Source organism: Pseudaeromonas sp. HNCC25DJ180 (assembly GCF_055413345.1).
In genome coordinates, this window is the sequence record NZ_JBVAYF010000011.1 from 56,812 (window position 1) to 82,475 (window position 25,664).

At 55.9% G+C, this 25,664-nt stretch carries 19 protein-coding genes; 12 read left to right on the top strand and 7 right to left on the bottom strand.

The features are described 5' to 3' along the window. Positions 1 to 106 precede the first annotated feature (106 nt). From accD to ACZYTD_RS11455, 4 genes are all read left to right on the top strand, one after another. The gene (gene accD / locus ACZYTD_RS11440; RefSeq protein WP_463892147.1) at positions 107 to 964 is read left to right on the top strand and encodes an acetyl-CoA carboxylase, carboxyltransferase subunit beta; all 858 of its coding nucleotides are present in this window, start codon (positions 107 to 109) and stop codon (positions 962 to 964) included. A 1-nt stretch (position 965) separates the two neighbouring features. Next, positions 966 to 2,225, top strand: a complete 1,260-nt coding sequence (gene folC / locus ACZYTD_RS11445; protein ID WP_463892149.1) for a bifunctional tetrahydrofolate synthase/dihydrofolate synthase — start codon at positions 966 to 968, stop codon at positions 2,223 to 2,225. A gap of 12 nt (positions 2,226 to 2,237) precedes the next feature. Continuing rightward, positions 2,238 to 3,071 carry an SPOR domain-containing protein gene (locus ACZYTD_RS11450; protein WP_463892150.1) on the top strand — a complete coding sequence of 278 codons (834 nt, stop codon included), beginning with the start codon at positions 2,238 to 2,240 and terminating at the stop codon, positions 3,069 to 3,071. A gap of 107 nt (positions 3,072 to 3,178) precedes the next feature. Beyond that, entirely contained in the window at positions 3,179 to 3,937 is a 759-nt protein-coding gene (locus ACZYTD_RS11455; RefSeq protein ID WP_463892151.1) for a Nif3-like dinuclear metal center hexameric protein, read from the top strand. 11 nt (positions 3,938 to 3,948) lie between these two features. On the opposite strand, the gene ACZYTD_RS11460 is transcribed toward ACZYTD_RS11455, so the two are convergent. Next, positions 3,949 to 5,655 carry a sensor histidine kinase gene (locus tag ACZYTD_RS11460; RefSeq protein ID WP_463892153.1) on the bottom strand — a complete coding sequence of 569 codons (1,707 nt, stop codon included), beginning with the start codon at positions 5,653 to 5,655 and terminating at the stop codon, positions 3,949 to 3,951. 183 nt (positions 5,656 to 5,838) lie between these two features. Here ACZYTD_RS11460 and ACZYTD_RS11465 point away from each other — a divergent pair, with 183 nt between their 5' ends. Together ACZYTD_RS11465 and ACZYTD_RS11470 are read left to right on the top strand one after the other, a co-directional pair. Continuing rightward, positions 5,839 to 7,203, top strand: a complete 1,365-nt coding sequence (locus tag ACZYTD_RS11465; RefSeq protein ID WP_463892288.1) for a sigma-54-dependent transcriptional regulator — start codon at positions 5,839 to 5,841, stop codon at positions 7,201 to 7,203. A 49-nt stretch (positions 7,204 to 7,252) separates the two neighbouring features. Then, positions 7,253 to 7,597, top strand: a complete 345-nt coding sequence (locus tag ACZYTD_RS11470) for an Hpt domain-containing protein (RefSeq protein WP_463892154.1) — start codon at positions 7,253 to 7,255, stop codon at positions 7,595 to 7,597. Between the two features lie 21 nt (positions 7,598 to 7,618). On the opposite strand, the gene yvcK is transcribed toward ACZYTD_RS11470, so the two are convergent. Then, the gene (gene yvcK / locus ACZYTD_RS11475; RefSeq protein WP_463892156.1) at positions 7,619 to 8,542 is read right to left on the bottom strand and encodes a uridine diphosphate-N-acetylglucosamine-binding protein YvcK; all 924 of its coding nucleotides are present in this window, start codon (positions 8,540 to 8,542) and stop codon (positions 7,619 to 7,621) included. A gap of 117 nt (positions 8,543 to 8,659) precedes the next feature. Here yvcK and ACZYTD_RS11480 point away from each other — a divergent pair, with 117 nt between their 5' ends. The 3 genes from ACZYTD_RS11480 (at position 8,660) to folE (ending at position 13,071) form a co-directional block, all read left to right on the top strand. After that, entirely contained in the window at positions 8,660 to 9,880 is a 1,221-nt protein-coding gene (locus ACZYTD_RS11480) for an FIST signal transduction protein (RefSeq protein WP_463892157.1), read from the top strand. Then, positions 9,877 to 12,015 (top strand): ATP-binding protein, encoded by a 2,139-nt coding sequence (locus ACZYTD_RS11485; RefSeq protein WP_463892158.1) that lies wholly within the window; start codon positions 9,877 to 9,879, stop codon positions 12,013 to 12,015. The genes ACZYTD_RS11480 and ACZYTD_RS11485 overlap by 4 nt, the downstream gene beginning before the upstream one ends. A 405-nt stretch (positions 12,016 to 12,420) precedes the next feature. Beyond that, on the top strand, positions 12,421 to 13,071 hold the full coding sequence (folE, locus tag ACZYTD_RS11490) for a GTP cyclohydrolase I FolE (RefSeq protein WP_463892159.1): 651 nt from the start codon (positions 12,421 to 12,423) through the stop codon (positions 13,069 to 13,071). Between the two features lie 78 nt (positions 13,072 to 13,149). Here the strand turns inward: folE and olsF are convergent, their stop codons facing one another. Together olsF and pepT are read right to left on the bottom strand one after the other, a co-directional pair. Continuing rightward, positions 13,150 to 14,868: a bifunctional ornithine lipid synthase OlsF gene (olsF, locus tag ACZYTD_RS11495; RefSeq protein WP_463892289.1), complete on the bottom strand. Its 1,719-nt coding sequence runs from the start codon at positions 14,866 to 14,868 to the stop codon at positions 13,150 to 13,152. Positions 14,869 to 14,927: 59 nt separating this feature from the next. After that, positions 14,928 to 16,163 carry a peptidase T gene (gene pepT / locus ACZYTD_RS11500; protein ID WP_463892161.1) on the bottom strand — a complete coding sequence of 412 codons (1,236 nt, stop codon included), beginning with the start codon at positions 16,161 to 16,163 and terminating at the stop codon, positions 14,928 to 14,930. A gap of 626 nt (positions 16,164 to 16,789) precedes the next feature. Here pepT and speA point away from each other — a divergent pair. Then, complete coding sequence (gene speA, locus ACZYTD_RS11505; protein WP_463892162.1) at positions 16,790 to 18,694, top strand: biosynthetic arginine decarboxylase; 1,905 nt, start codon at positions 16,790 to 16,792, stop codon at positions 18,692 to 18,694. Positions 18,695 to 18,769: 75 nt separating this feature from the next. Here speA and ACZYTD_RS11510 read toward each other — a convergent pair whose 3' ends face one another. Continuing rightward, on the bottom strand, positions 18,770 to 18,970 hold the full coding sequence (locus tag ACZYTD_RS11510; RefSeq protein WP_463892164.1) for a DUF2496 domain-containing protein: 201 nt from the start codon (positions 18,968 to 18,970) through the stop codon (positions 18,770 to 18,772). A 395-nt stretch (positions 18,971 to 19,365) separates the two neighbouring features. Between ACZYTD_RS11510 and ACZYTD_RS11515 the strand changes: the two genes are divergently transcribed. Then, positions 19,366 to 21,684 carry an acyl-CoA dehydrogenase gene (locus ACZYTD_RS11515; RefSeq protein ID WP_463892165.1) on the top strand — a complete coding sequence of 773 codons (2,319 nt, stop codon included), beginning with the start codon at positions 19,366 to 19,368 and terminating at the stop codon, positions 21,682 to 21,684. A 74-nt stretch (positions 21,685 to 21,758) separates the two neighbouring features. On the opposite strand, the gene pyk is transcribed toward ACZYTD_RS11515, so the two are convergent. After that, positions 21,759 to 23,198, bottom strand: coding sequence for a pyruvate kinase (gene pyk / locus ACZYTD_RS11520; protein WP_463892167.1), 1,440 nt, complete (start codon positions 23,196 to 23,198; stop codon positions 21,759 to 21,761). A gap of 202 nt (positions 23,199 to 23,400) precedes the next feature. Further along, entirely contained in the window at positions 23,401 to 24,252 is an 852-nt protein-coding gene (locus ACZYTD_RS11525) for a MurR/RpiR family transcriptional regulator (RefSeq protein WP_463892168.1), read from the bottom strand. 329 nt (positions 24,253 to 24,581) lie between these two features. Here ACZYTD_RS11525 and glk point away from each other — a divergent pair, with 329 nt between their 5' ends. Beyond that, positions 24,582 to 25,547, top strand: a complete 966-nt coding sequence (gene glk / locus ACZYTD_RS11530; RefSeq protein WP_463892169.1) for a glucokinase — start codon at positions 24,582 to 24,584, stop codon at positions 25,545 to 25,547. Positions 25,548 to 25,664 lie beyond the last annotated feature (117 nt).

Here is a 25,664-nt window from a genome sequence, read left to right on the forward strand (position 1 = left end):
ACCCTATTTATGATTAAATGTTCGGTCATGTGCGCCTCGCCTGCGGTTGCTGCCTGTCAGCCCCATAGCCCGCGAGGTAATGCTGAACGATGAAATAAGGTATTTCATGAGCTGGCTTGAGAAAATTCTTCCGAAAAGCGATAACTCCCGTCGTCACAACATTCCTGAAGGAGTGTGGACCAAGTGCGGGGGCTGTGAGCAGGTACTATATCGCGCTGAATTGGAGCGCAATCTGCATGTCTGCCCCAAATGCAGCCATCATATGCGGATTGGGGCCCGTGAGCGTCTGGCCCGTTTTCTGGATCTCGATAATCGCATGGAGCTGGGGGCCGAACTCGAGCCTCAGGATATCCTGAAGTTTAGGGATTCAAAAAAGTACAAAGATCGGATCGTTGCCGCCCAGAAAGAGACAGATGAAAAAGATGCTCTGGTGGTGATCAAGGGGACGGTCAAAGGTGTACCCGTGGTGGCCTGTGCCTTCGAGTTTGCGTTCATGGGGGGCTCCATGGCCTCGGTGGTGGGGGCTCGCTTTGTCCGGGCGGTCGATGAGTGTCTCAAAGAGCGACGTGGTCTCATCTGCTTTTCCACCTCAGGTGGTGCGCGTATGCAAGAAGCGCTGTTTTCCCTGATGCAGATGGCCAAGACCAGTGCGGCCCTGGAGCGTCTGAGTGCGGCGGGCCTACCCTATATTTCGGTGCTCACCGATCCGACCATGGGTGGTGTGTCGGCCAGTCTGGCCATGCTGGGTGATATCAATGTGGGTGAGCCCAAGGCGCTGATCGGCTTTGCTGGTCCTCGCGTCATCGAGCAGACGGTGCGGGAAAAGCTGCCAGAAGGTTTCCAACGCTCGGAGTTCCTGCTGGAGAAGGGCGCCATCGACCTGATCATTGATCGCCGTGAGATGCGTGATCGCTTGGCCTGCATAGTGGCCAAGCTGATGCAGGTCACAGTGGTCGAGGAGTGATATGGCTCAGGCTATGATCCCTCAAAGCCAGTCGCTTGCCGACTGGCTTTGTTATTTAGAGCAGATCCATCCCCAGGTCATGGATCTGGGGCTACAGCGAGTGGGCATAGTGGCCGATCGCCTCGGTTTGCGCACTCTGCCGAGCCGAGTGGTTACCGTGGGTGGCACCAATGGCAAGGGCACGACCTGCGCCTTGCTGGAGGCCATCTATAGTGCGGCTGGCTATCGGGTGGGCGTCTACTCTTCGCCGCACCTGCTGACTTACAACGAGCGGGTACGTCTCGATGGGCTGAACGTCAGTGATGAGGCGTTGTGCCGAGCCTTTAGCGCGGTCGACGTGGCGCGGCAGGAGGTGTCGCTCACCTTTTTCGAATTCGGTACCCTGGCGGCGCTCTGGTTATTCCGTGAGGCCGCCCCGGATCTGGTGCTGTTAGAGGTCGGATTAGGGGGGCGTTTGGATGCAACTAACTTGGTTGAGTCCGATGTGGCTGTGGTGACCACCATAGCTCTGGACCACTGCGATTGGTTGGGGGATACCCGTGAGGCCATTGCCACCGAGAAGGCAGGCATTTACCGCCAGGAGAAACCGGCCATCTCAGGTGAGCCCGAGCCACCGTTAACGCTGGAGGCTACCGCCCAATCGCTCGGTGCCCGCTTCTATCAGGTGGGACGGGATTTCGGGCGGCGCGAGCAGCCAAGCTGTTGGGCGTTTTATGGCTTAGGTCGTGAGTGGGATGGCTTGCCCTATCCAAACTTGCCATTGGATAATGCGGTCACGGCGTTGGCCGTCTGTAGCCAGCTGAGTTTGCCCTTATCGCTCGAGGCTATTCGCGTTGGCTTGCAACAGGCACGTCTGGCCGGACGCTTGCAGTGTCTGCGCGCTCAGCCACAGCTGCTTATCGATGTGGCACATAATCCGCATTCGGCCCACTATCTGGCGCAGCAGCTGTTGCGCCAACCCTGCTCCGGTCGGCGCTTGGCGCTGTGTGGCATGCTCAAAGACAAGGATATCAAACATACCCTGGCCGAGCTGGCTCCGCTGATTGATGAGTGGTGGTTGGCCGATCTGGAGGGGCCGCGGGCGGCTAAAGCCAGCGACCTGGCATCGGAGTTGATGGCACCATCCCGGGGTTACTCTTCGGTCGCGGCGGCTTATCGAGCCCTGCTGAGCGAGGCGAAGCCGGAAGATATGATTATAGTATTTGGCTCTTTTTACACCGTGGCCGGTGTGTTGGCTGAAGAATGGAAAGAACCAGTTTAGGGAGTAGCTATTTTGGCTTCACAATTTCAGAACCGTCTGATCGGCACAGTGATCCTGGTGTCATTGGGTGTCATTTTTATTCCTGATCTACTCAAGGGCAAGCGGATCGACACCAGAGAGCCGGTTGCCAGCGTGCCGCTACGGCCCCAAGCCGGATCCGCTCAGCCTCCGGTGTCTGGTGCCCTGGGCTCTGTGGTCGTGGCCTCGACCAGTGCGGCGGTTGCCGTGGGTGCTAGCGGTGCCGTTGTAACGGCACAAGCCGCGCCAGAGGGCGTGGTGGTCAGTGCTGGTCAAGGCGAACAGTGGGCGGTGGATGAGGTGGCTGCGACAGTGACCACGGATAGTGCCAGCCAGAGTACCGCTGTCACAAGTAAAGCCAGCCAACCGCAAACGGCTGCGGTTAAACCCAAGAGTGCAGAGAGTAAAGCGAGTACGGAAAAGCCGATTGCGGCGACTCAGCCGACCAGTAAGCCGCTGCAGGCCGGTCAGATCAAGTCGTTTGCCGAGGTCGTCGCCGCAGAGTCTGGACGTAGCGCGCAAACTGCTACTGTTGCCGAGCCTAAACCTGTGACTACGGCCAAGCCGTTGAGCACCAGCAGTGGCAGCGCCTGGGTTATCCAGGCTGGGGTTTTCTCCAGCAACGATAATGCGCGCGTATTGGTAGGCAAGTTGCGGGCGGGTGGCATGGCCGCCAACGTGAGTTCGGTTCGCAACGGTAGCACCACCCTGTATCGGGTAACCGTGGGGCCGGATGTTTCCCGAGCCAAGATGGATAGTCTGGTACCCAAAGTGAGTCAGATTGGCGGGACGGCAGCCAAAGTGGTGGCCTATAGCCCATTGGGTTGACAGGCAGGCGGTTGAAGTGAAACAACATGAAGAGGTGCTGGTCACCTCTTTTTCATCTTCTTAGGTAACGAAAGCACCACTAACAACCAAGTGTCAGGAGGCGCAAGATGGATCATCTGCTACTGGAGAGCGCACTAAATCAGTTGCTGGAGCCGCAACTCTTCAAGGATTATGCCCCCAACGGCTTGCAGGTAGAGGGGCGCCGGGAGGTGCGACGTTTGGTCACCGGGGTGACGGCCAGCCAGGCGTTACTGGATGCGGCCATTGCCCAGGAAGCCGATGCCATTTTAGTCCACCATGGTTACTTCTGGGGGAATGAGCCAGCGGCTATCCGCGGCATGAAGAAGCGTCGCCTGCAAGCTCTACTCAAGCATGATGTGAACCTGTATGCCTACCACTTGCCTCTGGATGCTCACCCTCAACTAGGCAACAACGCCCAGTTGGCGCGCTTGCTGGATATTCAGGTGTTGCGCCCCCTGGAAACCGACAACTCCCGCAGCCTGGCCTTGGTCGGCCAGTTACGCGAGCCCGTCAGCGGCGCCGAATTCGCGGCTCGTCTGGCGTCGTGCTTGCAACGTCAGCCGTTGCATTGTGGTGATGGGGGATCGGCGCTGATCAAGACAGTGGCTTGGTGCAGTGGGGGGGGGCAAGGCTATATCAATTTAGCCGCCGAGCAGGGGATCGATGCCTTTTTTACCGGTGAGGCCTCGGAGCAGACCATTCATGTGGCCAGAGAGATGGGGATCCATTTCTACGCGGCGGGCCACCATGCCACCGAACGCTATGGGGTCAAAGCCCTAGGGGAGTGGTTGGTGGCGGAACATGGGTTGGAGGTCAGTTTCTTGGACTTGGATAACCCGGTTTAAGCTATGGCGATTTAGTTCGTCTCGCTGGGCAAGCTAGGATTAGGAATTCGGATCAAAAACGCCGCACCGGGTTGAGCGCTCTCCTGACAAACTATGTCACCCCCCAGTAACAGCACCACCAGCTGTTTGACCAGATAGAGTCCGAGTCCGGTTCCGCCCTGCTCCTGCCCTGTGGTGTAAAAGGGCTGGAATATCTTATCTCGTTCGCTCGGGGCTATGCCTCGGCCATTGTCGCGATAGCTGAGTTGAATTTCGTGCGCCGTGGCCTTCACTGTGATCACTATTTCACCGAGCTGGCCTTCCCTGAAGGCATGGTGCAGGGAGTTGCTCAGCAAGTTGTTGATGATCTGCTGGAGGGCATTGGGATAGCTGTAGAGGGTGAGATCCGGCGGACAGCGCAGGTAGAGTTGGTGGCCAAGTTGTGCCAGTGTGGGTTTTATCTCCTGCGTACATGCCTGCAGCAGGGGGGCCACAAGGAAGTGGGATTTCTCACCCATATCCAGGCTGCGATCCTGTTGCTGAATGGCATCAACCATGGTGATGGCTTGTGTTACCTGGTTGTGAGCCTGCCGTAACAGGTCACCGCACTGCAGGCTATGGTTTCTGAGTTCGATACGATCCATGGCGCTGCGCCCCAAATGGCCCTCCATGACTGTTTGGGTTTTTTGTAGCTCATCGATGGCCGTTTTCAGTTTACTCAAGGGGGCCTTGAGCCCGTGGCGTAAGACGGTGAGTTCGGGAGCCAACATAGTGTGGCGGGCGGTTTCGAATTGCTCATTCCGTAAGGTTTGCAGTCCATCCACGGCCTGATCCAGTTGTTCATTACGCCGCTGCAGCTCGATATTTTGTCTCTCTAACGTTAGTTTCTGTTGTTGGATCTCATCCAGCATTCGATTGAAGGCCAGATTGATAAGCCGGAGCTGATTGTTAACAGGGGAGGGCAGACGAATGGAGAAATTACCCAAGGCTACCTGAGCCGAGGCTTGGGCCAAGTAGTTTACTTGGTGGCGCAGCCAGTTGTTCAGGCCGCGAGCGAGCAGCCAACTGAGCAGTAGAGTGATACCTAGCAGGGTTATCCCTCGGAATATAATCCCGGTGTCTGGCGCCATGTGCTGGGAAACCAGCAGTGTCAAACCACTGTCGCCACGCCACCACGCATACTCCTGGCCACCGTAATTCAGACTGTTATGGTTAGTCTTCAGGGCGGCCAGCAGGGGGGGAGGCAGATGCTCTTGAAAAGGGGAGATGTGGCCATTTTCCTTGGTAAATCCGGAGATGAGTCCATTCTTGACCAAGAGCAGGTGCACTCTTTGGCTGTCAGCTGTGAGCAGTTGTTTCAGCTGGTAAGCCAGATTAAATGCATAGAGATGTAGCTTATTGTTGTCATCGGCGAGACAGAAATAGAGCTGGGGTTGGGTGCCAGGTTGCTGGATTGTGTATTGCCCGGCACTGCCTCCACAGTTGAACCTACTCTCACTCTGTTTCTGCTTGAGCCAAGAGTGCTCAATCCCGGCCGGTAGCGTCGAGGTGCGTTTGGCCTGTAATACGCTATGCAGCAAGCCTAGCTCGAACTGACTCTGGTACACACTGGCGGCTTGTTGCAGCGTCTGCTCTGTTTGGGTAGGGAAGAGCAGACCGAGGGCATGATAGCCTCCAATCGGCAATAACATCAGCAATAGCAGGCTCAACTGAATGCGTTGTTCCAGCTGTAAGTGCATGGTCTACTCCTGAGGTAGATGAAGGCCGAGTGGATGAGCAGCTCTGGAATAAGCATTGTCTGCGATAGGAAAAAAAGAAAGGGAGACCTCTCTGATTGCTGCCTCATTGCCCAATGGCTGAGGGAGGGGTACCCTAGCGCGAACGCTTAGGGAGAGAAGAAGTTGCAGATCACTAGAGTCTTGATGGTTGAAGATTCGGCACCCTTGAGTGCAGTCTATCGGGCCTATCTCAAAAATGAACCTTTCGAATTGATCTGTGTGGCCAGTGGTCAGGATGCCTTGGCTCAATGCCAGAGTAACCCTCCCGATATCCTGTTGTTGGATCTGCATCTGCCTGATATGTGTGGCATGGATATCTTGAAGCATGTGCATCAATCCCAGCTGGGGATCAGCACCATAGTCATGACGGCCCATGGCTCGGTTGATAAGGTGGTCGATGCCATGCGCCTAGGGGCTCATGACTTTATTGCCAAACCGGTTGATGCCGAACGTTTGAAAGTGACCCTGCGCAACACCCTGCAATTTCGCCAACTGAACATGTTGGTGAGTCGCTATCGTACCGAATTTCAGCGTGAACGTTTCGAAGGCTTTGTTGGCGCTTCGCTGGCCATGCAAGAAATTTATCGCACCATTGAAACGGCGGCATCCTCGCGGGCCACGATCTTTATTACCGGGGAGAGTGGTACCGGTAAAGAGGTGTGTGCCGAGGCGATTCATCGCTTGAGTGGGCGTAAACAGGGGGAGTTTGTGGCTCTCAACTGTGCGGCCATCCCCAAGGATTTGATGGAGAGCGAGATCTTCGGCCATGTGAAGGGGGCCTTTACCGGGGCGGTTAGTGAACGTACCGGGGCGGCAGGGCGAGCCGATGGTGGCACCCTGTTCATGGATGAAGTCTGTGAAATGGAGTTGGAACTCCAGAGCAAATTGCTGCGTTTTTTGCAAACGGGATGTTTTCAGAAGGTGGGTGGCTCGACCATGGAGCGGGTGGATGTACGAATTGTCTGTGCCACCAACCGGGATCCCTTGATTGAGGTGCGGCAGGGGCGATTTCGCGAGGACTTATACTACCGTTTGCATGTGATCCCGGTGCATTTGCCCCCTCTGCGAGAGCGGGGGGATGATGTCTTACGCATTGCCGAAAAGTTATTGCTCGATTATGCCGAGGAGGAAAATAAGCAGTTTACCCGTTTTTCGGAGTCGGTTCGGCGGGTGATCTTTGAATACGCTTGGCCAGGCAACATTCGTCAATTGCAGAACGTCATCCGGCAGATAGTGGTTTTGAATGAAGGGGTGGAGGTGCAGTTGACCATGCTGCCCCATTTTTTGCTGGCCACAACCCAGGTGGTGACTGCCGCGACGCCGCGGGTGCAGCCCGTGATCACAAGCCGAGCAATCCGCCCCTTGGCTGAGGTGGAAAGAGAGGCTATTCTGCAGGCAATTGCTGCATGTGGTGGCAATATCCCCATGGCCGCCAAGAGCCTGCAAGTCAGTCCCTCGACCCTGTATCGCAAGCTTCAGGGTTGGCAAACTCAGGGATACTCGGCGTAAGGTTTAGCGCAAGGAGTGAAGCCTGGGGTGGCTCACAAGGAGAGGCTGCATGGCGTGGATTGCGCAAGAGGTTCTGACTCAGCTGGGACGTGATACGGGTGAGGAGTTATTGCCAGATCTGGTCGCGATCTTCGTCGAAGATGGTGAAGTCAATCTGCGCGCCTTGAGTGCGGCGTTGGCCAATGAAAACGCCGAAGCGCTCTTGCTGCTGGCCCATACCTTGAAGTCGGTCTGTGCCACCTATGGTGCCTTGGTTTGCCATGAGCAGGCTCTGGCTCTGGAGTTAGCATGCCGCCAATTGGATTGGCCGGCGATACGACAAGGGGTCAGTGACCTGTTGCTGAGCCTGCCCGCTAGTTCGGCTGAGTTGCAGCAGCGGGTGGCCAACCCTTAGCACGCTTGATCCCTGAGTCCGTTACCCGCACTGTGTCTGCAGGGGCTGCCTTTGCAGGCACATCTGCTGGCAGAGGCTTTCCAGTGCCCGCACCAATTTTTCGCGATCGTGCCGACCACGGCATCCGCTTTCCGCCAGTGGGACTGAGTAGACCAGGGTATCTGGTAGCTCTACGGCGGTTTCGGTCAAGACGCCATCGGGTGTTCTGCCCACCAGGTTGCCAATCCATGCCAGTTGTTCGGCCAGGGTCAGTTGACCACTGGGTCCTTGCTCGTGAACCAGATTGCTGATGAAGATCAGCGGCGCCGAGCTGGCGCCCAGGGCTTGGGCCAGCTCCCGGATCAGCAGGGGAGGCAGCAGGCTGGTCAGAAAACTACCTGGGCCAAGCAATAGCAGGTCTGCTTCGGCTATGGCCTGCAGCGATTCGGGTGTGGCGCGAACCTCAGGACTCAATACCAGACTGGCAGGCAGTTGATGCCAGGCATCTATGCTGGTTTCGCCGAAGAGTGGGGTGCCACAGCCGCCAAAGGCCAATAGATCGGTGGGCGTCTCTGACATGGGTAGAATATGGCTTTTGACTTTCAGCATGTTGCGAATGAGGTTGATGGCCTGCAGCGGACGAACGGACATTTTGTCCAGCGCCAGCAGGATCAGATTGCCCAAGTTATGGCCGGCCAGCTCGCCTTCCCCCTCGTAACGGTACTCAAACAGACGGCTACCTATACTGGGTGTCGTGACCAACTGATTGATACAGTTGCGCAGATCGCCCCAGGCGATGCACTCCTCGTTGCGGCGCAAGCGGCCGGAGGAGCCCCCATTGTCACTGGTTGCCACTATCCCGGTCAGTCGATGTTCCATAAATTGTAGTGCAGAGAGCAGTCGGCCCAGTCCGTGGCCACCCCCCAAGGCGACTATGTGCTTAAAGTCGGTAATTTTTTGCGGCATAGCATCCTGGCTCGATTGATCGATGTTTCGTATTAGCCGTGAGCTAATCATATAATCGGGCCACTGCCCAGATGCGTGAGGCTGACTTGTGCGCTCGGCTTGAATTAGGAGCAAAGGTTGAAGATAGCAACGGCATTTTCGTTAGCGGTGAATACCCAAGATGCTATCGCCGAGTTGGTGGCGACGTTACAACAAGCTCTACCCGCTGCCCCTCAGGTGTTGTTACTCTATTTTACTGAGCAGCATGATGTGGCCCAATTGCTGGCCTGCGTACGCCGTGCATTCCCTGCTAGTCAGATCATGGGGTGCAGCTCGTGCCAGGGGATCATGACTGAGGCGGGTTACCATTCTGCGCAAGGTTGGGCTTTGGCGGCTTGGGCGTTGTGCGATGAGTTCGGCGCCTATGGTAGTGCGGGCGTCGCTTGCAGCGGGCAGGATGGCGCGTCTAATGAGTCCATGGCGATCGCGGCGGTAGACTTGGCTATGGCTCGGAGTCGGCGCCCTGGTGAGTTGCCCGCGCTTGTCTGGTTACACGCCAGCCCTGGTATTGAGGAGTCCGTGATCAGGGGCATCCAGCACCGTTTAGGTGGTTCAGTGCCGATAGTGGGTGGCAGTGCCGCTGACAATAGTGCAGCGGGGCGTTGGCATCTGCTAACGCAGGATGGCGCCTTGACCAGCGGTGTGGCGGTGACGCTCTTTTATCCTAATTGTCAGATTGCCTGTGCGTTTCATTCTGCCTATATGCCTGCCGAGCGTCATGGCCTGGTTACCAAGGCACAGGGGCGCGAGTTGTTGGAAATTGACGGGGTGGCGGCGGCCGATGTGTATAACGAGTGGACTCAAGGGGCGATCGCGCATGCTCGAGATGGCGAGTCCATTATGGATCAGACCACCCTGTTCCCTTTGGCTCGGGAGGTGGGGGTGCTGGCGGGGGTTCCTTATTACAAGCTATCCCATCCCGAGTCGGTGACAGCACGCCGTGGGCTGCGATTGTTTACCGAGATCCAGGAGGGGGAAGAGGTGATCCTGATGCAAGGTAACGAGGCGGATCTGCTCAGCCGAGCCGTGCGCTCCTCGGATTTGACCCCACGTGATCACAGGGCGCTGACGCTGAGTCACGCTATCGGTGCGCTCAATATTTTTTGTGCTGGCTGCATGTTGGCGATTGGCCCAGCCATGGGACAGGTCGTCGAGTCGTTGCGCGATGGATTAGGCGGGATTCCCTTCATTGCTCCCTTTACCTTCGGTGAGCAAGGGCGCTTTACTGGAGGGGAAAATGCCCACGGTAATCTGATGATCTCGACCGTATGCTTTTACCAGTTGAGGGTCAAGGAATGAATCATGGTGAGCAGGAGGTGGCGGATCTTGCCATGCAACTGCGTGAAGCCCGGCTTGAGTTGGCGCGCAGTCGTGAGCAGGAGGCCAGACTTGAGTATGAGAATGGCTGGCTGCTCAAGGGGATGGCGCTGCTCACCCGAGCCCAGAGTATGGAGGCGTTGTTTGACACCCTCATCACAATACTGCGGCCACTGATCGGCTTTGAACACGCCGCCATACTGGTGGCGGAGGAGGGCCAGGAGTACTTTCACTGCGCGGTAGCGAGTCATCCGCTGCTCAAGGAGCAGATCTGGCCTCTGGATAGCCTCTTTTCTCGAGTCCTGGCGGGAGAGACGGTAGCGCTGTTTGAACCCACATCAACCATTGAATTTGCCCAGTGCCATCCCGATGTGCAGCGTATGGCGGGTAGTGCCCTGCTCATCTCTTTGAGTCTGGCACAAAGCCGTATGTTGCTGCTCTGTTGCCACTCTGGGCGGCATCGTCTGGATCTTGATGCCAAGAGTTTGCTGGAGCGTTACCGTCCGCTGATGGATCAGGCTCTGCTCAATGTCAGTTATCGTTCACATCTGGAGCAGTTGGTGGAGGCGCGGACCCAGGCGCTCTATCGCTCCCAGGCACTATTTCGCCAATTTGCCCAGATGGCCAGCGATTGGTTCTGGCTTACCGACAGCGAACACAGATTCATCCAGTTTGCCGATGAATTGGAGGGCGATACCTTCAAGTCCGCGCTGATGAGTCGAGTGGCTGGCCAGCGTTTTACTGATTACATCACTCCTGCCGAGCGGGCAGATAAGGAGAAGTGGCAGCGCTATGATGCTTGTCTGCAGGCCCATAGGGTGATCCGCAATTTCCGCTTCGAAGTGTTTTTTGAGGGTGCTAGCCGTTGGTTGGCGATCAATGCCGATCCCAGCTTTGATGAGCAGGGGCGGTTCCTCGGTTACCGGGGTACAGTCAATGAGATCACCCAGCAGGTGATGCGCAACCGTGAACTGCTGCATGCCAAGGAGCAGGCGGACGCCGCCAATCGCGCCAAGTCAGAATTTCTGGCGGTGATGACGCATGAGATCCAGACGCCCATGCAGGCTATTCTGGGCATGCTGGAGTTGTTGGAGCAGAGCCCGCTCAGCCATGAGCAGCGAGGCCTTATCCAGCATGTCAGCCATTCGGCTGCACTGCTGCAGGCGCTGCTGCATGATGTCCTGGATATTTCCCGCATCGATTCGCGGGAGATGCGCCTGGAAAGCATCCCATTTGAGTTTCTGTTCGTCATCAACTCGGTCATCACCCAGTTGGATGAGCGGGCGCGTGGCAAACAGATCGCCTTGCATGCGGATCTGGCTTCTGACTTGCCTTTGCGCTTGGTGGGGGATCCCCTGCGCTTGACCCAGATCTTGTTCAACCTGCTGGGCAATGCCATCAAGTTTACCGATGCCGGTCGGGTGTGCTTACGTATCACCCGGGAGGGAGAGCAGCTACTGTTTGAGATCATTGATACCGGTATTGGCATTCCCCCGGAACTGTGTGATGAGCTGTTTGTTCCCTTTCGGCAAATTGACCCCTCTATGACCCGACGTTTTGGCGGGACTGGTCTGGGCTTGGCCATTAGTCGTCGATTGGTTGAACTGATGGGCGGCGAGATAGGCGTGGAGAGTGTCCTGGGAGAAGGCAGTCGCTTCTGGTTTCGTATTCCCTGTCAGTTGGCTGAGCGCCGGAGTAAACCGGTCGTGGCGGCAGAGCCACCCGCCGCACTATCTGGGTTGAAGATACTGCTGGTTGAGGATAGCCCGGTTAATCAGCAAGTGATCAAGATGATGCTGGAGAAGCTGGGGCACAGTGTCACCCTGGCTGACAATGGCCGTAAGGCGCTGGCTGCTGTGGCCCACAGCATGCCCGACCTGGTGTTGATGGATCTGCGCATGCCGGTGATGGATGGTTTGACGGCAAGCCGCCACCTCAAAGGGGAGTGGCCTGATTTGCCCATCCTGGCGCTGACCGCTAATGCCAGCGAAGCGGATCAATGTGCCTGTCGGGAGGCCGGTATGTTGGGGGTGGTGAGTAAACCAGTTACCGCCAAGGTGCTGCAACAGGAGCTGTTGGCTTTATTTAGGCAAAAAAAATGGTCAACTCGAGGTTGACCAAACTTCAGCTGTCGCTGAAGAGAGCACGGGATAAAACTGGTTTACATTTATATATATGAAATTTACGTGCCAACTTTTCATTCCTTTAAGAATCCATCAATGGCAGGGGTTCCCGCTGTGCGTGGGTTATCCAGATGAGAATGATATATGCGTTTTGCGAAATTAACGTCGCAAAATGCAAAAGCATATTCGCAGGATGCAAATGCAACACGGTTACAATAGGTAGAGCTATAGCCGAACTGGCATAATCGACGCTGAGATGTTGTGGCTCCGTAACGCGTGAGTTGCATACTTGTTATACTGCGCTGGCTCGCAGTTGCTGGCCGTCTGCTCAGTTGGTTTTTTTCCTGGGCCAGAAAGATGATATGATTTGCCATCCTGGATGGTGAGAGAGAGGAAGTAATGTCTAGCTTGAGCAAAGAAGCCATCTTGGTTCGCTCGGCCCTAGAGGCTCGTGGCCTCGAGACCCCGCGCCAGGCCAATGGATTGTCTGCTGGCGAAAAGAAAGTGCGCATTGAACAGCACATGAGTGAGATCATGGCGGTGCTGGGCTTGGATATGAGTGACGACAGTCTGGCCGAGACACCACAGCGTATCGCCAAGATGTATGTGGATGAGATTTTTTCGGGATTGGATTATGCCCAGTTTCCGAAGATCACCGTCATCGAAAACAAGATGGGGGTCGATGAGATGGTCAAGGTGAGCGATATCATCATGACCAGTACCTGTGAGCACCATTTCGTCACCATAGATGGCCTGGCTACCATAGCCTATGTGCCTCGGCAGAAGGTGATTGGCCTCTCCAAGATCAATCGTATTGTCCAGTTTTTTGCCAAGCGACCTCAGGTCCAGGAGCGATTGACCCAGCAGATCCTGGTGGCATTGCAGGCGTTGCTGGCCACCGAGGATGTGGCCATTACCATTAGTGCGACCCACTATTGTGTCAAGGCGCGAGGGGTGATGGATGCCTCCAGTGTGACCACCACGACGGCCTTGGGTGGGGTATTCAAGAGCAATCCGGCGACTCGCCAGGAGTTCTTGCAACGAGCCTGAACCAATCCTGGTGCGGTAGTAGGATGATATTGATGACAAAGGGGGCCTTGTGGCCCCCTTTGTCATGAGCAGCTGCAATTAAGCGGCCGCGGGTTGTGAGGCATGGATGGCGATATAGCGTTGGTACTTCTGCGGCTTGAGTTGTGACAGATCGACCAGTACCAGCCCATCGATACAGTCGCCAAAGGCGGGATCGGTGCCAAAGTCGAGGAATTGCACACCGCCCGCGGCACATAGTTCGGAGTACTGCTTATACAGGGTCGGGATGGCGCAGCCCAGATTGTCCAGCAGCCCCTTCAGGCGAGTCAGGTCTGCTTGATAATCGTTGCCGCTGAACTGTTGTAGCACCTGGGGCAGGGAGGCCGGATAGGGGCGGCGGGAGTGGGCCATGGCATTGCTGGCTGGGAAGTAGAGGCGGTAAAAGGCGATGAGCAGGTCCCGTGCTGGCAACGGCAGTCCGGCCGAGATAGAGACAGGGCCAAACAGGTAGCGGTACTGGGGGTGTTTGGCCAAAAAGGCGCCTATCCCCTGCCAGAGGTAATCCAGGCTACGACGGCCCCAATAGGCGGGTTGGATGAAACTGCGGCCCAACTCTATACCTTGGCTTAACACTTCATCCATTCTGGCATCAAAATCAAACAGGGTATGAGTGTAGAGCCCGGCTGCTCCCTTCTCTTGTAGTTGCAGGCCTGTGGGTATGAAACGGTAGGCGCCGACTATCTCTAGCTCCTTGGGATCCCACAGCAGCAGATGAAAATAGTCATCGTCGAATTTATCCAAGTCCCGACGCAATCCGGAGCCTTCTCCTACGGCCCGGAAGGCGATCTCCCGCAGGCGTCCCAGCTCACGCAAAATGGGGGTATGGCCCTGTCCCTGACGCCGATAGAGATGGATGGCCTTGCCATCCGGGGTATGGCCTAGCAATTCACACTCTTCCATGGCGCGTTTGAGCATGGCGCGTTCTTCGGGCAGGGCTATGGGCGCTTCTGATTTGAACAGCCCAGGTTTACCCCGTGCCAGCCGGTAGACATGCTGGCGGAACTGGTGGGCCAGCTGCTCTATCGGGAGTTTGCGCTCGGCCCAGGAGGCATAGGGAATGCGGGCGCCGATCCGCAGCCGGATCCGCCCGCTGCGGTGAGCAAACATCTCGCGGATCAGCAACAGGGTGGCCAAGGGTTTGTAGAGCATGGAGGTGAAGTAGAAGAGCGGGGAATTACGGCCGCGAATATAGAGGGGGACTATGGGGGCGCGGCTGCGCGCGGCCAGGCGCAGAAAGCCACTGCTCCAGCGTCCATCTCGAACACCACTCGGCCGCAGGCGTGAGACTTCTCCGGCCGGGAAGATGATCATGGCGCCCCCGCCATCCAGATGGGCGCGCATGGTTTCAATCTGCTGGCGTGAGGTGCGAGCGCCCAGGTTATCCACCGGGATCAGCAGGTTGTGCAGCGGCTGCACCGCACTTAGCAACTGGTTGGCGACGATTTTGACATCGGGTCGCACCTTGGCGATAACGCGCAGCAACGCCATGCCATCCAAGGTGCCAATAGGGTGATTGGCCACCAAGATCACGGGGCCTCGGCTGGGGATGTTTTCCAGCTCGGTATCGGCTACATCACAGGCGAAGGAAAAATAGTCCAGCACCTGCTCCACAAAATCCAATCCGTTGAGATGGGGATATTGGTGAGCAAATTGTTGAAAGTCATGCTCATACAAGAGACGACGCAGCAGGGCCTTAAGCCAGCCAAACTGGGGTTGCTGTGGCAAATATTCACTGAGCAGGGCTTCGACACTGAACATACGCATGATCTCCAGAGGACCTGGAGATCAGCTTGGCCACTCTGGGTGACAGAGGCTTGTCAGTTGCGTGACGAGTGTGTGACGGTGAGGCGGGCTATGGCCACCAGAGTCGCTACCGATTTTTCCAGCGAGGGGACAGGCAGGTATTCATACTTGCCATGAAAGTTGTGGCCGCCGGTGAATAGGTTGGGACAGGGCAAGCCCATGAAAGAGAGGCGGGCCCCATCCGTACCACCGCGAATGGGTTTGATCTTGGCCATCACATCGACCTCCTGCATGGCTTGCCTGGCTATCGCTATGATGTGCTGGTGGGGTTCCACCTGTTCCCGCATGTTGCGATAGCTCTCCTTGATGGCGATGCTAAAACGGGGCTGATCAAGTTGCTGATTCCAGTCATTGACCCTATCTAACAAGAAACGCTGGCGCGCGGCGAAGCCCTCGGCTGAGAAGTCGCGGATTATGTAGGTGAGCAGGGACTCCTCTACCGAGCCTTGCATGCCGATGAGGTGGTAAAAACCCTCATACCCTGCGGTGGTTTCTGGCGTTTCGCCGGTTGGCATCTGGCTGTGAAAACGAGCAGCCAGGGTCTGACTATTGACCATGATGCCCTTGGCTGTGCCTGGGTGAACACTGTTGCCCTGTATGCGCACTATGGCGGTGGCGGCGTTGAAGTTTTCATACTCCAGCTCGCCTAGTTCCCCGCCATCGACTGTATAGGCCCACTGGGCCGGGAAACGGTCAAGGGGAAAGTGATCGGCACCGCGGCCAATCTCCTCATCCGGGGTGAAGCCTAGATAGATGTCACCATGGCCGATCTCGGGGTGAGCAAGCAGGTGTTCGATGGCCGTTATGATGGCGGCAATCCCGGCTTTATCGTCAGCGCCCAGCAGGGTGGTGCCATCTGTGGTGATGAGATCCTGTCCCAGATATTGGCGCAGGGAGGGAAATTCAAAGGGGCTTAACACCTCCTGCCCTTGGCCCAGGGCTATGTCGCCTCCCTGATAGCATTCGACCAGTTGTGGCTGAACATGCCGGCCGCTGAAGTCGGGGGCAGTATCCATATGGGCGATGAAGCCAATAGCGGGTACCGAGTCTGGGCTGTTACTCGGCAAGTGAGCGGTCAGGTAGCCCTTATCATCCAACACCACCTCACAGAGTCCCAATTCCCTCAACTCATCGGCCAAGAGTTCCGCCAACTTTTTTTGCCCGGGTGTGGAGGGGCAACGCTTGTAACGTTCATCGGCTTGGGTATTGATGGCGACATAGCGAAAAAAACGGGGTAGTAAGTTTTGCATCGGCAGGGTATTTCTAATCAAATTTCTGCCAGTATGCCGCGGCATAGGGAGGGCATTCTTGCGCCATCTCAGGTTTTTATCCGATTGTTCTGCCTTGTCTGGGGCCCATGTTGGAGCATCATCTGGTCTGATCCACTAATAGCCAGATCATGAGGCTGTTGGCGTTTTGTGATTTTATTCACTAAATTTCAATGAATAAGCATTTGTGCTGTAAGGTCTGTTTTTTGCAGAGTTTTTAACGCCAGGATTTCCATTGGTAAATGAAAAAAACTGTGTGTAAACTCCGCGCGAATAGGTATTCAGGGGGCCAGACAGCTTCTTTGTTCTTATCCAAACCTGCCAGTCTGGCCGTCGTGTCGGCATTTAGGGCGCTTTGGCCAGGTTGTGGCGCGTGCTCTGCTTGCGCCGCTGGAATGCATCCGGTTGTACTTCCTGCCATGTGGCAATCAACCCATGGCTCCCTCTGTGGGAATAAAACAGTCTGCCGTCATCTGCTCTGCGCATTTGGCCAGTATGGTGACAGCAGACAAGCAGCTACCCCAGAGATCCGGCGTATATCGGCTCTCTGGATTTGATTTGGCCAGTAACGATTATCGACTCGATACTCTTATTGCGAGGCATAGCCCATGACTAATTGGTCCGCAGCGGACGCCCTTAAGGTTTATAACCTACCTTACTGGGGTGGTGGCTTTTTTCATTTGGATGACCAGGGACAAGTGGTGGTGGCTCCTAACAAGAGCCAGCCAGATCACCGTGCGGCTCTAGTCGACATCATCGAAGAGTTGCGGCAACGCGGCTTTGCCGCACCTGTGTTGTTGCGCTTTCCTGACATCATCAAGAGCCGGGTCGATGCCCTGTTCAATGCGTTCCAGCAGGCCATAGAAAACTATGGCTATGAAGGGGCGTATCAGTGCGTCTATCCCATCAAGGTCAATCAACAGAATCAAGTGATCGAGTCGATCGCCAAAGCCTATGACGACAAGCCGCGTCTGGGGTTAGAGGCCGGCTCAAAGCCCGAGCTGTTGGCTGTGCTCTCCCATCGCCATGAGCGGGGGACAGTCATAGTCTGTAATGGTTATAAAGATCGTGAATATGTACGCCATGCGCTGCTGGGCAGCGTGATGGGCCACCATGTCTACATAGTGGTGGAGAAGCCCTCGGAATTGGAGCTGGTGCTTGATGAAGCCAGCCGATTGAATGTGGCGCCGCGAATTGGTGTGCGCGCACGCTTGGCTCACCAGAGCGCGGGTAAGTGGCAGGCCAGTGGCGGTGAAAAATCCAAGTTCGGTCTCTCGGCGGCGCAGATCCTCCGTCTGGTGGCGCGGCTGCGAGAGTTGGGCAAGCTGGAGTGGTTGCAACTGGTACACTTTCACCTGGGCTCCCAGATCGCCAATATCCGGGACATCCAGAGCGGTATCCGTGAGTGTGGTCGTTTCTATGCCGAGTTACGTCGTCTAGGCGCCAGCATAGACGTGGTGGACGTCGGGGGGGGGTTGGGCGTGGACTATGAGGGCTCACGCTCCCAGAGTCACTGCTCGGCCAACTATAGCCTGCGGGAATATGCCAACAACGTGGTGTGGGGCATAGGCGATGTATGTCGCGAATTTGATCTGCCTCATCCGACCATTATCAGTGAGTCGGGTCGTGCCATCACGGCTCATCATGCTGTCTTGATCTCCAATGTGATCGGTACCGAGAAGGTGGAAAGCCGTGAGTTGGATGCACCGGATGAGACCGCTCCTCTGCTGTTGCAAAACATGTGGGAGAGCTGGCTGGAGCTCAATGATGAGGATCCTGGCCTGCTGGAAATCTTCCACGATTCGGTAGCCGACCTGGCGGATGTGCATAGCCAATATACCATGGGTTTGCTGACCCTCACCGAGCGGGCCTGGGCCGAAGAGCTGCACCTGAATCTTTGCCTGCGCGTCAAGACACTGCTCAACCCGGTCAATCGGCAACACAGGGCCATGTTGGATGAACTCAACGAGAAGCTGGCCGATAAATGTTTCGTCAACTTCTCCCTGTTCCAATCTCTGCCGGATGCCTGGGGGATCGATCAGATCTTCCCGGTCATGCCCTTGAGTGGTCTGGATCGGCCGCCGGTAAGGCGCGGTGTGGTGCTGGACATCACCTGTGACTCCGATGGCGTGATTAATCACTATGTGGATGGGGTAGGGGTCGAAACGACCCTGCCGATGCCCGAGTTCGGGGAGGATGAGTCCTGCTACATGGGCTTCTTCCTGGTCGGCGCTTACCAGGAAATACTGGGCGATCTGCACAATCTGTTCGGGGATACCCATAGTGCCGATGTGTGCATGGATGAGCAGGGCAAGGCGGTGATCACCAACATTATTCGCGGTGACAATGTGGATAACCTGCTGCGTTACGTCAACATCAACCCGGATCTGATCCGCGAGAACTACCGGCAGCTGGCGGCTAACCCGTCACTGGATGAGGAGACGCGCACTGCGCTGCTTGCCGATCTGGAAGCGGGCCTGCAAGGCTATGCCTATCTGGAAGATGACGAGTAACACCTCACCTCGGGGTTGTTAGCGCTAGCGTCTGTGTCATGAGATCCGGAAGCCCATCAGGCTTCCGGATTTTTTTTATGTCTGCTGTTGTGATGAGCCAGCGGAGGATGGTGTTTCGCGGCGACTCGTTTGCTCCAGCGCCAGTTTTCGCTGGTAGTCTCGAGCTATCAGCGGTAAGGCGGCCAGGACTATCTTGGCATCGATCTGGTTACTTTCTAACAACTCGATCAGATCAACGGCCAGTACCACATGGGCTGGGGCGTGTTGCAGTGACATCTCTACCTCTTCTTGCTCTCTTGCTCGCTCATCATCGCAGCACCCGCACCACAAAAAAGAAGCCCAGCGACAAAAATGTTGTCAGCTGGGCAAAGACGTAATGATTAATTGCAGTGGCATATATATAGAGTCCAATTGTCCCCAAAAGTTCACCTTAGGGGTAAAAAAACAAAATTTATCTACCCGGAGGCGATTGATGTGGGCGTGCCTCGGTTGGCTTTGTCGCATAACGCCCAGGTTAGAGGGACGAAACTTGACGCGCTCTGGGGCTGCACTAGCTTTTAAACAAGGGCTCAGGGGTTTAAGCAGAAGTTAACCCTATGGTGTTTTCTGCCCTTAGGGGCAACAGGCAGTGGCTTGCCGATCTTCTCTTCAGGAGTTAAGGAGCGTTCCCTATGGCTTGGTTACTCTTGATGATCATCATAGTGGCCGCTTACCTGCTACTGCGGGTGACGGCATGGCGGCAAGCCTATCTTAGCGCTCCCGTGCTCCGTCTGTTCCAGCGACTGCTACCGCCCTTATCGGCCACCGAGCGTGAGGCGATGGCCGCAGGAGATGTGTGGTGGGATGGCGAGCTCTTTAGTGGCGCGCCGGACTGGCACAAGTTGCATGGTTTTCCCAAGCCGCAACTGCGTGAAGATGAAGCCCAATTTATTGCTGACGTTGTCGATCCTCTGCTGGCCACGCTCAGCGATTTTGCCATGGTCAACCAGGACCGGGATCTGCCGCCTGAGGTGTGGACTTACCTGCGCAGCAAGGGCTTCTTTGCCCTGATCATTCCCAAAGAGTATGGCGGCATGGGCTTTAGTAGCTATGCCAACTCCACCATAGTAGCCCGCATTGCCACCCGCAGCCTGAGCGTTGCCGTCACCGTCATGGTGCCCAACTCGCTGGGGCCTGGCGAGTTGCTGCTGCATTACGGCACCGAGTCGCAGAAACAGTACTGGTTACCACGTTTGGCCAAGGGTGAGGAGTTGCCCTGCTTTGCCCTCACTGCCCCTGAGGCGGGTTCTGACGCCGGAGCCATCTCGGATCTGGGCGTGATTGGCAGGGGCATGTGGCAGGGCGAGGAGATCATTGGTATCCATCTGAACTGGAGCAAGCGCTATATCACCCTGGCTCCCCGCGCCACTGTGCTGGGCTTGGCCTTCAAACTGACAGATCCGGATCACCTGCTGGGTGAGGTGAGTGACTATGGGATCACCTGTGCCTTAATCCCGGCGACCCATCCAGGGGTCGAGATCGGTGCGCGCCATTTTCCCATGGGCCAGATCTTTTTGAATGGTCCGACTCAGGGTCGAGATGTCTTCATTCCGCTGGAGTGGATCATTGGTGGCTGGGAGTATGCCGGCAAGGGCTGGCGTATGCTGGTTGAGTGTCTCTCGGCGGGCCGAGGCATATCGCTACCCGCACTGGGTACGGCTTGTGGTCACCTGGCGTTGCGCACCACCAGTGCTTATGCCTATGTGCGTAGGCAGTTTGGTCTCTCGATTGGCAAATTTGAAGGGGTACAAGAAGCTCTGGCGCGGATTGCCGCCTCTACTTATCAGTTGGAGGCGGCGCGATGCTTGACGACCACAGGACTGGATCTGGGAGCCAGTCCTGGCATTGTGACTGCCATCGCCAAGTATCACATGACTGAGCTGGCTCGAACGACGCTGAGCGCGGCCATGGATATTCATGCCGGACGTGGTGTGCAGTTGGGGCCCAATAACTATTTGGGCTATCACTATATGGGCATTCCCATCGCCATCACGGTCGAGGGGGCGAACATTCTCACTCGCAGCCTGATGATCTTTGGCCAGGGGGCTACCCGTTGCCATCCATATCTATTCAAAGAGCTGGAAGCCGCCGCTCTCAAGGATGCCGTCGCTGCCCTGGCACAGTTTGATGCCCAACTCTGGCCCCATGTGCGGTTTACCCTGAAGAATTTGGGGTTGACCCTGCTCTCCGGGCTGACGCTAGGTCGTTTTGAAGCCACACCACGCCCGGGCGCGACGGCAGGCTATTACCGCCAGCTTACGCGCATGAGTCGGGCCCTGGCCCTATGCACGGATGTGGCCATGTTGATGCTGGGGGGAGAGTTGAAACGGCGGGAGATGCTCTCCGCCCGATTGGGGGATGTATTGAGCCAGCTCTATTTAGCTTCCGCCGTACTCAAATATTTCGAAGATCAAGGGCGGCCGGCAGCTGACTTGCCGCTCCTGCATTACACCCTGCATCAGGGGCTGTGGCAGATGGGGCTCGCCCTGCAGGGGGTCTGCAATAATCTTGGCAAATATGGAGTGGGGCGGCTGCTCAAGTTTCTGCTGTTCCCGCTCGGTATGGCTTATCGACCGGTGCGTGATGAGACTGTGACCATCATCTGCCAACAGATGCTGCAACGCAGCGAGCTACGTGAGCGGATCACGGCCCTGTGTTACTGGCAGGAGAGTGAGCAGGATCCCATAGGCCGGGTGGAGCTGGCTTTTGCCGCCATGCTGGCCGTGCAGCCTCTGGAACAACGGCTGTTGCAGGCGCAAAAACAGGGGCGGCTCCTGGCTAAACAGAGCCTGCTAGAACGGCTGCTGGCGGCCGAGGCGGCGGGGGTGTTGAATGCGCAAGAGGTGGCTGCACTGCAGGAAGCCGAACGTTTGCGCATTCAGGCGTTGCAGGTGGATAGCTTTGCGGTGGGCGAACTGGAGCAGATGGGCTGCAACCAACCGCAGTGTTGATAGGGGGGGTGGCGTTGCTGATTAAACAAAACAGCCAGTCAATTGACTGGCTGTTGATATGCCGGGCGAGTGAATTACTCGACGGTCAGGATCTTGCAATTATTGGTAGAGCCAATAGTCTCCATGCTGTCACCGTGGGTGAACAGTACCAGATCACCTGATTTCAGGTAGCTGAGTTGCTTCAGCACTTCCAGCGCGTCACGGCATACTTCGATGATGGGTTTGGTTTCATCACCATCAAAGAACACGGGGGTGACACCGCGGTACAGGCTGGCCCAATTCAGGGTCTGCTGGTGGCGGGAGAGGGCGAAGATCGGCAGGCCAGAGCTCAGGCGCGACATCAGCAAGGGAGTGGTGCCTGATTCTGTCATGGAGACAATGCCCTTGACCCCAGCCATATGGTTGGCGGCATACATGGTCGACATGGCTATGGTCTCTTCCACCGAGGTGAAGGTGTAGTTCATTCTGTGGTTAGAGACGTTGACGCTGGGGTGTTTCTCGGCACCCAGACAGACGCTGGCCATGGCGGTCACGGTTTCGATGGGGAAGTCACCGGCTGCGGTTTCGGCGGAGAGCATGACCGCATCTGTGCCATCCAGAACGGCATTGGCGACGTCCATGACTTCGGCACGAGTAGGCAGTGGTGCCTTGATCATCGACTCCATCATCTGGGTCGCGGTGATCACCACGCGGTTCAGACGGCGAGCGGTACGGATCAGTTTCTTCTGCACACCCATCAGCTCGGAGTCACCGATCTCGACGCCCAGATCGCCACGAGCCACCATCACCACATCTGAAGCCAGAATGATGTCTTCCATGGCCTCATCGGTTGCCACGGTTTCGGCGCGCTCTACTTTGGCTACTATCTTGGCGTTGCAACCCGCTTCGCGGGCCAGCTCACGGGCGTAGTTCAGATCCGCCCCTGAACGCGGGAAGGAGACCGCCAGGTAATCCACCTGCATCAGCGCGGCGGTCTTGATATCTTCCTTATCTTTTTCAGTCAGGGCCGGGGCGGAGAGACCGCCACCTTTCTTGTTGATCCCCTTGTTGTTGGATAGGGGGCCGGCGACTGTGACCGTTGTGTAGATACGGCTGCCTTCGACGCGGTCAATCTTGAGCTGAACCCGGCCATCATCCAACAGCAACAGATCACCCGGGATCACATCATCCGGCAGTGTTTTGTAGTCGATACCGACTTGTTGTTGATCGCCTTCACCCTTACCCAGGGCGGCATCCAGCACAAAGTTGTCACCCACTGAGAGGAAGATTTTACCATCCTTGAAGGTGGAAACCCGGATCTTCGGACCCTGCAAGTCGCCTAGAATGGCGACGTGCTTACCCAGGCGCGCAGCCAGTTCGCGAACTTGCTTGGCGCGTTGGATATGATCCTCGGCAGTGCCGTGGGAGAAGTTCATGCGCACCATGCTGGCACCAGCCTTGATGATCCCTTCCAATACGCCTTCGCGATCGGTGGCTGGGCCCATAGTGGTCACAATTTTGGTTCTTCGTAACATGAGAGACTCCAAGAGATGAGTTATTTGAATGCAAAAAATTCTGAGAGCACAATCAGTTAGAAACGACTATTGCAAAGCGTTTCAACATGCTACCTGGGGTAAGCAGATTGTAAGTTGAAAACGATTCTACACCATGGCGATGGGCAACGATACTAGGGGAAAAGAGAAAACGGGCCTCAGTTTGAGGCCCATAGAGCAGGGGTCAGGAGGTGGGCATCTCAAAGCGGGAATCTTTGATCCCTTCCTTCACTTTCTTCAGATTTTCCCGAAATTTGATGCCGCGGCGCAGGGTGAAGCCGGTGGCTAATACATCAATCAGGGCGAGCTGGGCGATGCGAGATGCCATGGGGAGATAGACATCGGTATCTTCGGGCACATCCATGGAGAGCACTAAATTGCACTCCTGGGCCAAGGGTGACTCCTTGGCGGTGATGCCGATGACGGTGGCATCATTAAGGCGGGCTAGGTGGGCAATCTCAACCAGGGCTTTGGTGCGACCGGTATGAGAGATGACGACGACTACATCGCCCTCACTGCTGTTGATGCAACTCATGCGCATCATGACAATATCGTCAAAGCAGGTGACCGGAATATTGAAGCGAAAGAACTTGTTCAGGGCATCGTGGGCAACGGCGGAGGAGGCACCCAGGCCAAAAAACGAGAGCTTCTTGGCTTGGGTCAACAGGTCGACGCAGCGATTGACTAACGAGGTGTCCAGGCTGTTCTTGGCCACATCCAGACAGGCGATAGTAGATTCGAATATCTTTGAGGTGTAGGCATCTGGGCCATCATCCTCCTCCACATGCAGATTCACATAGGGAGTGCCATTGGCCAGACTCTGGGCCAGATGAAGCTTGAAATCAGGAAAACCTTTGGTATCCAAACGACGGCAAAAACGGTTGACCGTGGGCTCACTGACATCCGCCATCTTGGCCAGGGTGGCAATGCTGGAGTGGATGGCGGTTTGTGGCGCTGCCAATATCACCTCTGCCACTTTGCGTTCGGATTTACTGAAACTATCCAAATTTTTAGTGATTTTTTCCAACGTATTCATCAGACATCTCTAGGATTTTAGTGGTGGCGCTAGTCCAGCATTGCAAGCTAACCCAGGTTAATAGATTGATCTTCAACCATATATGGGCAAATTTACTCGGAATGTTTAGATCACACAGCCGAGTGGACTAGAGCGAATTTGTCTACATATTTTAAAGCTAGCAGATATTTGATACTACTGGCACCGTTTTGTAAGAAAATTACAACATTCACCGCATGGAAATCCATCTCTTGTGATCCTTCCTCTATTTATAGTGGGCCACTGGCGGTAGAATTGTGGCGAGATAATTTTCATATAATTCAGTAAGTGAACGTAATTAAGGAGTGTTTATGGCTTCCTATGCCCTGGTCGGGGATGTTGGCGGTACCAATGCGCGTTTGGCATTATGTGCAATGGATTCAGGCGAAATCTCTCAGGCTAAGACCTATTCAGGGCTCGATTATCCGAGTCTTGAAGAGGTGATCCGTGTTTACCTAGCCGAGCATAATACCTCGGTGGACGATGCCTGCATTGCCATTGCCTGCCCCATCAAGGGTGATTGGGTTGCCATGACCAACCATACTTGGGAATTCTCCATTACCGAGATGAAGGCTAACCTTGGATTTAAGCATCTGGAGATCATCAACGATTTTACGGCCGTCTCCATGGCCATTCCTGTGCTGAGTGACGCCGATAAGTTGCAGTTCGGTGGTGTTGCTGCTCAAGCGGGCAAGCCCATCGCCGTGTATGGGGCGGGTACGGGTCTGGGTGTGGCGCATCTGGTGCAAGCCGGTGACCAGTGGTTGAGTCTGCCTGGCGAAGGTGGGCATGTGGATTTTGCCCCCAATAGTGATGAAGAGGATGCCGTGTTACACGCCTTACGTGCCGAGTTGGGGCATGTTTCTGCCGAGCGGCTCTTGTCTGGCCCCGGTCTGGTTAATCTCTATCGTGGTTTGGTGTTGGCGGATGAACGGCTCCCTGAGGCGCTGCAACCCAAGGATGTGACTGAACGGGCGTTGGCTGATAGCTGTACCGACTGCCGTCGTGCTCTGAGTCTGTTCTGTGTGCTGATGGGCCGTTTCGGGGGCAATCTCGCGCTGAATCTGGGCACCTTTGGCGGTGTCTATATCGCTGGGGGCATAGTGCCTCGTTTCCTGGAGTTCTTTAAGGGCTCGGGTTTCCGCGTGGCATTTGAGGACAAGGGGCGTTTCCAAGCTTATCTCAAGGATATCCCGGTCTTCCTCATTACCCACGCACATCCTGGTTTGTTGGGGGCGGGTGCTTACCTGCGGCAAAGTCTGGGCATTCGCCTGTAACTTGTTTGCCAATTCAATGGGGCGCTGTGGTCTAACACGACACAGTTAAAGCGTCATTGACCGTTCCTGCCGGGATATCACAGTCCGCATCCACTTCCTATGGGTGCGGATTTTTTT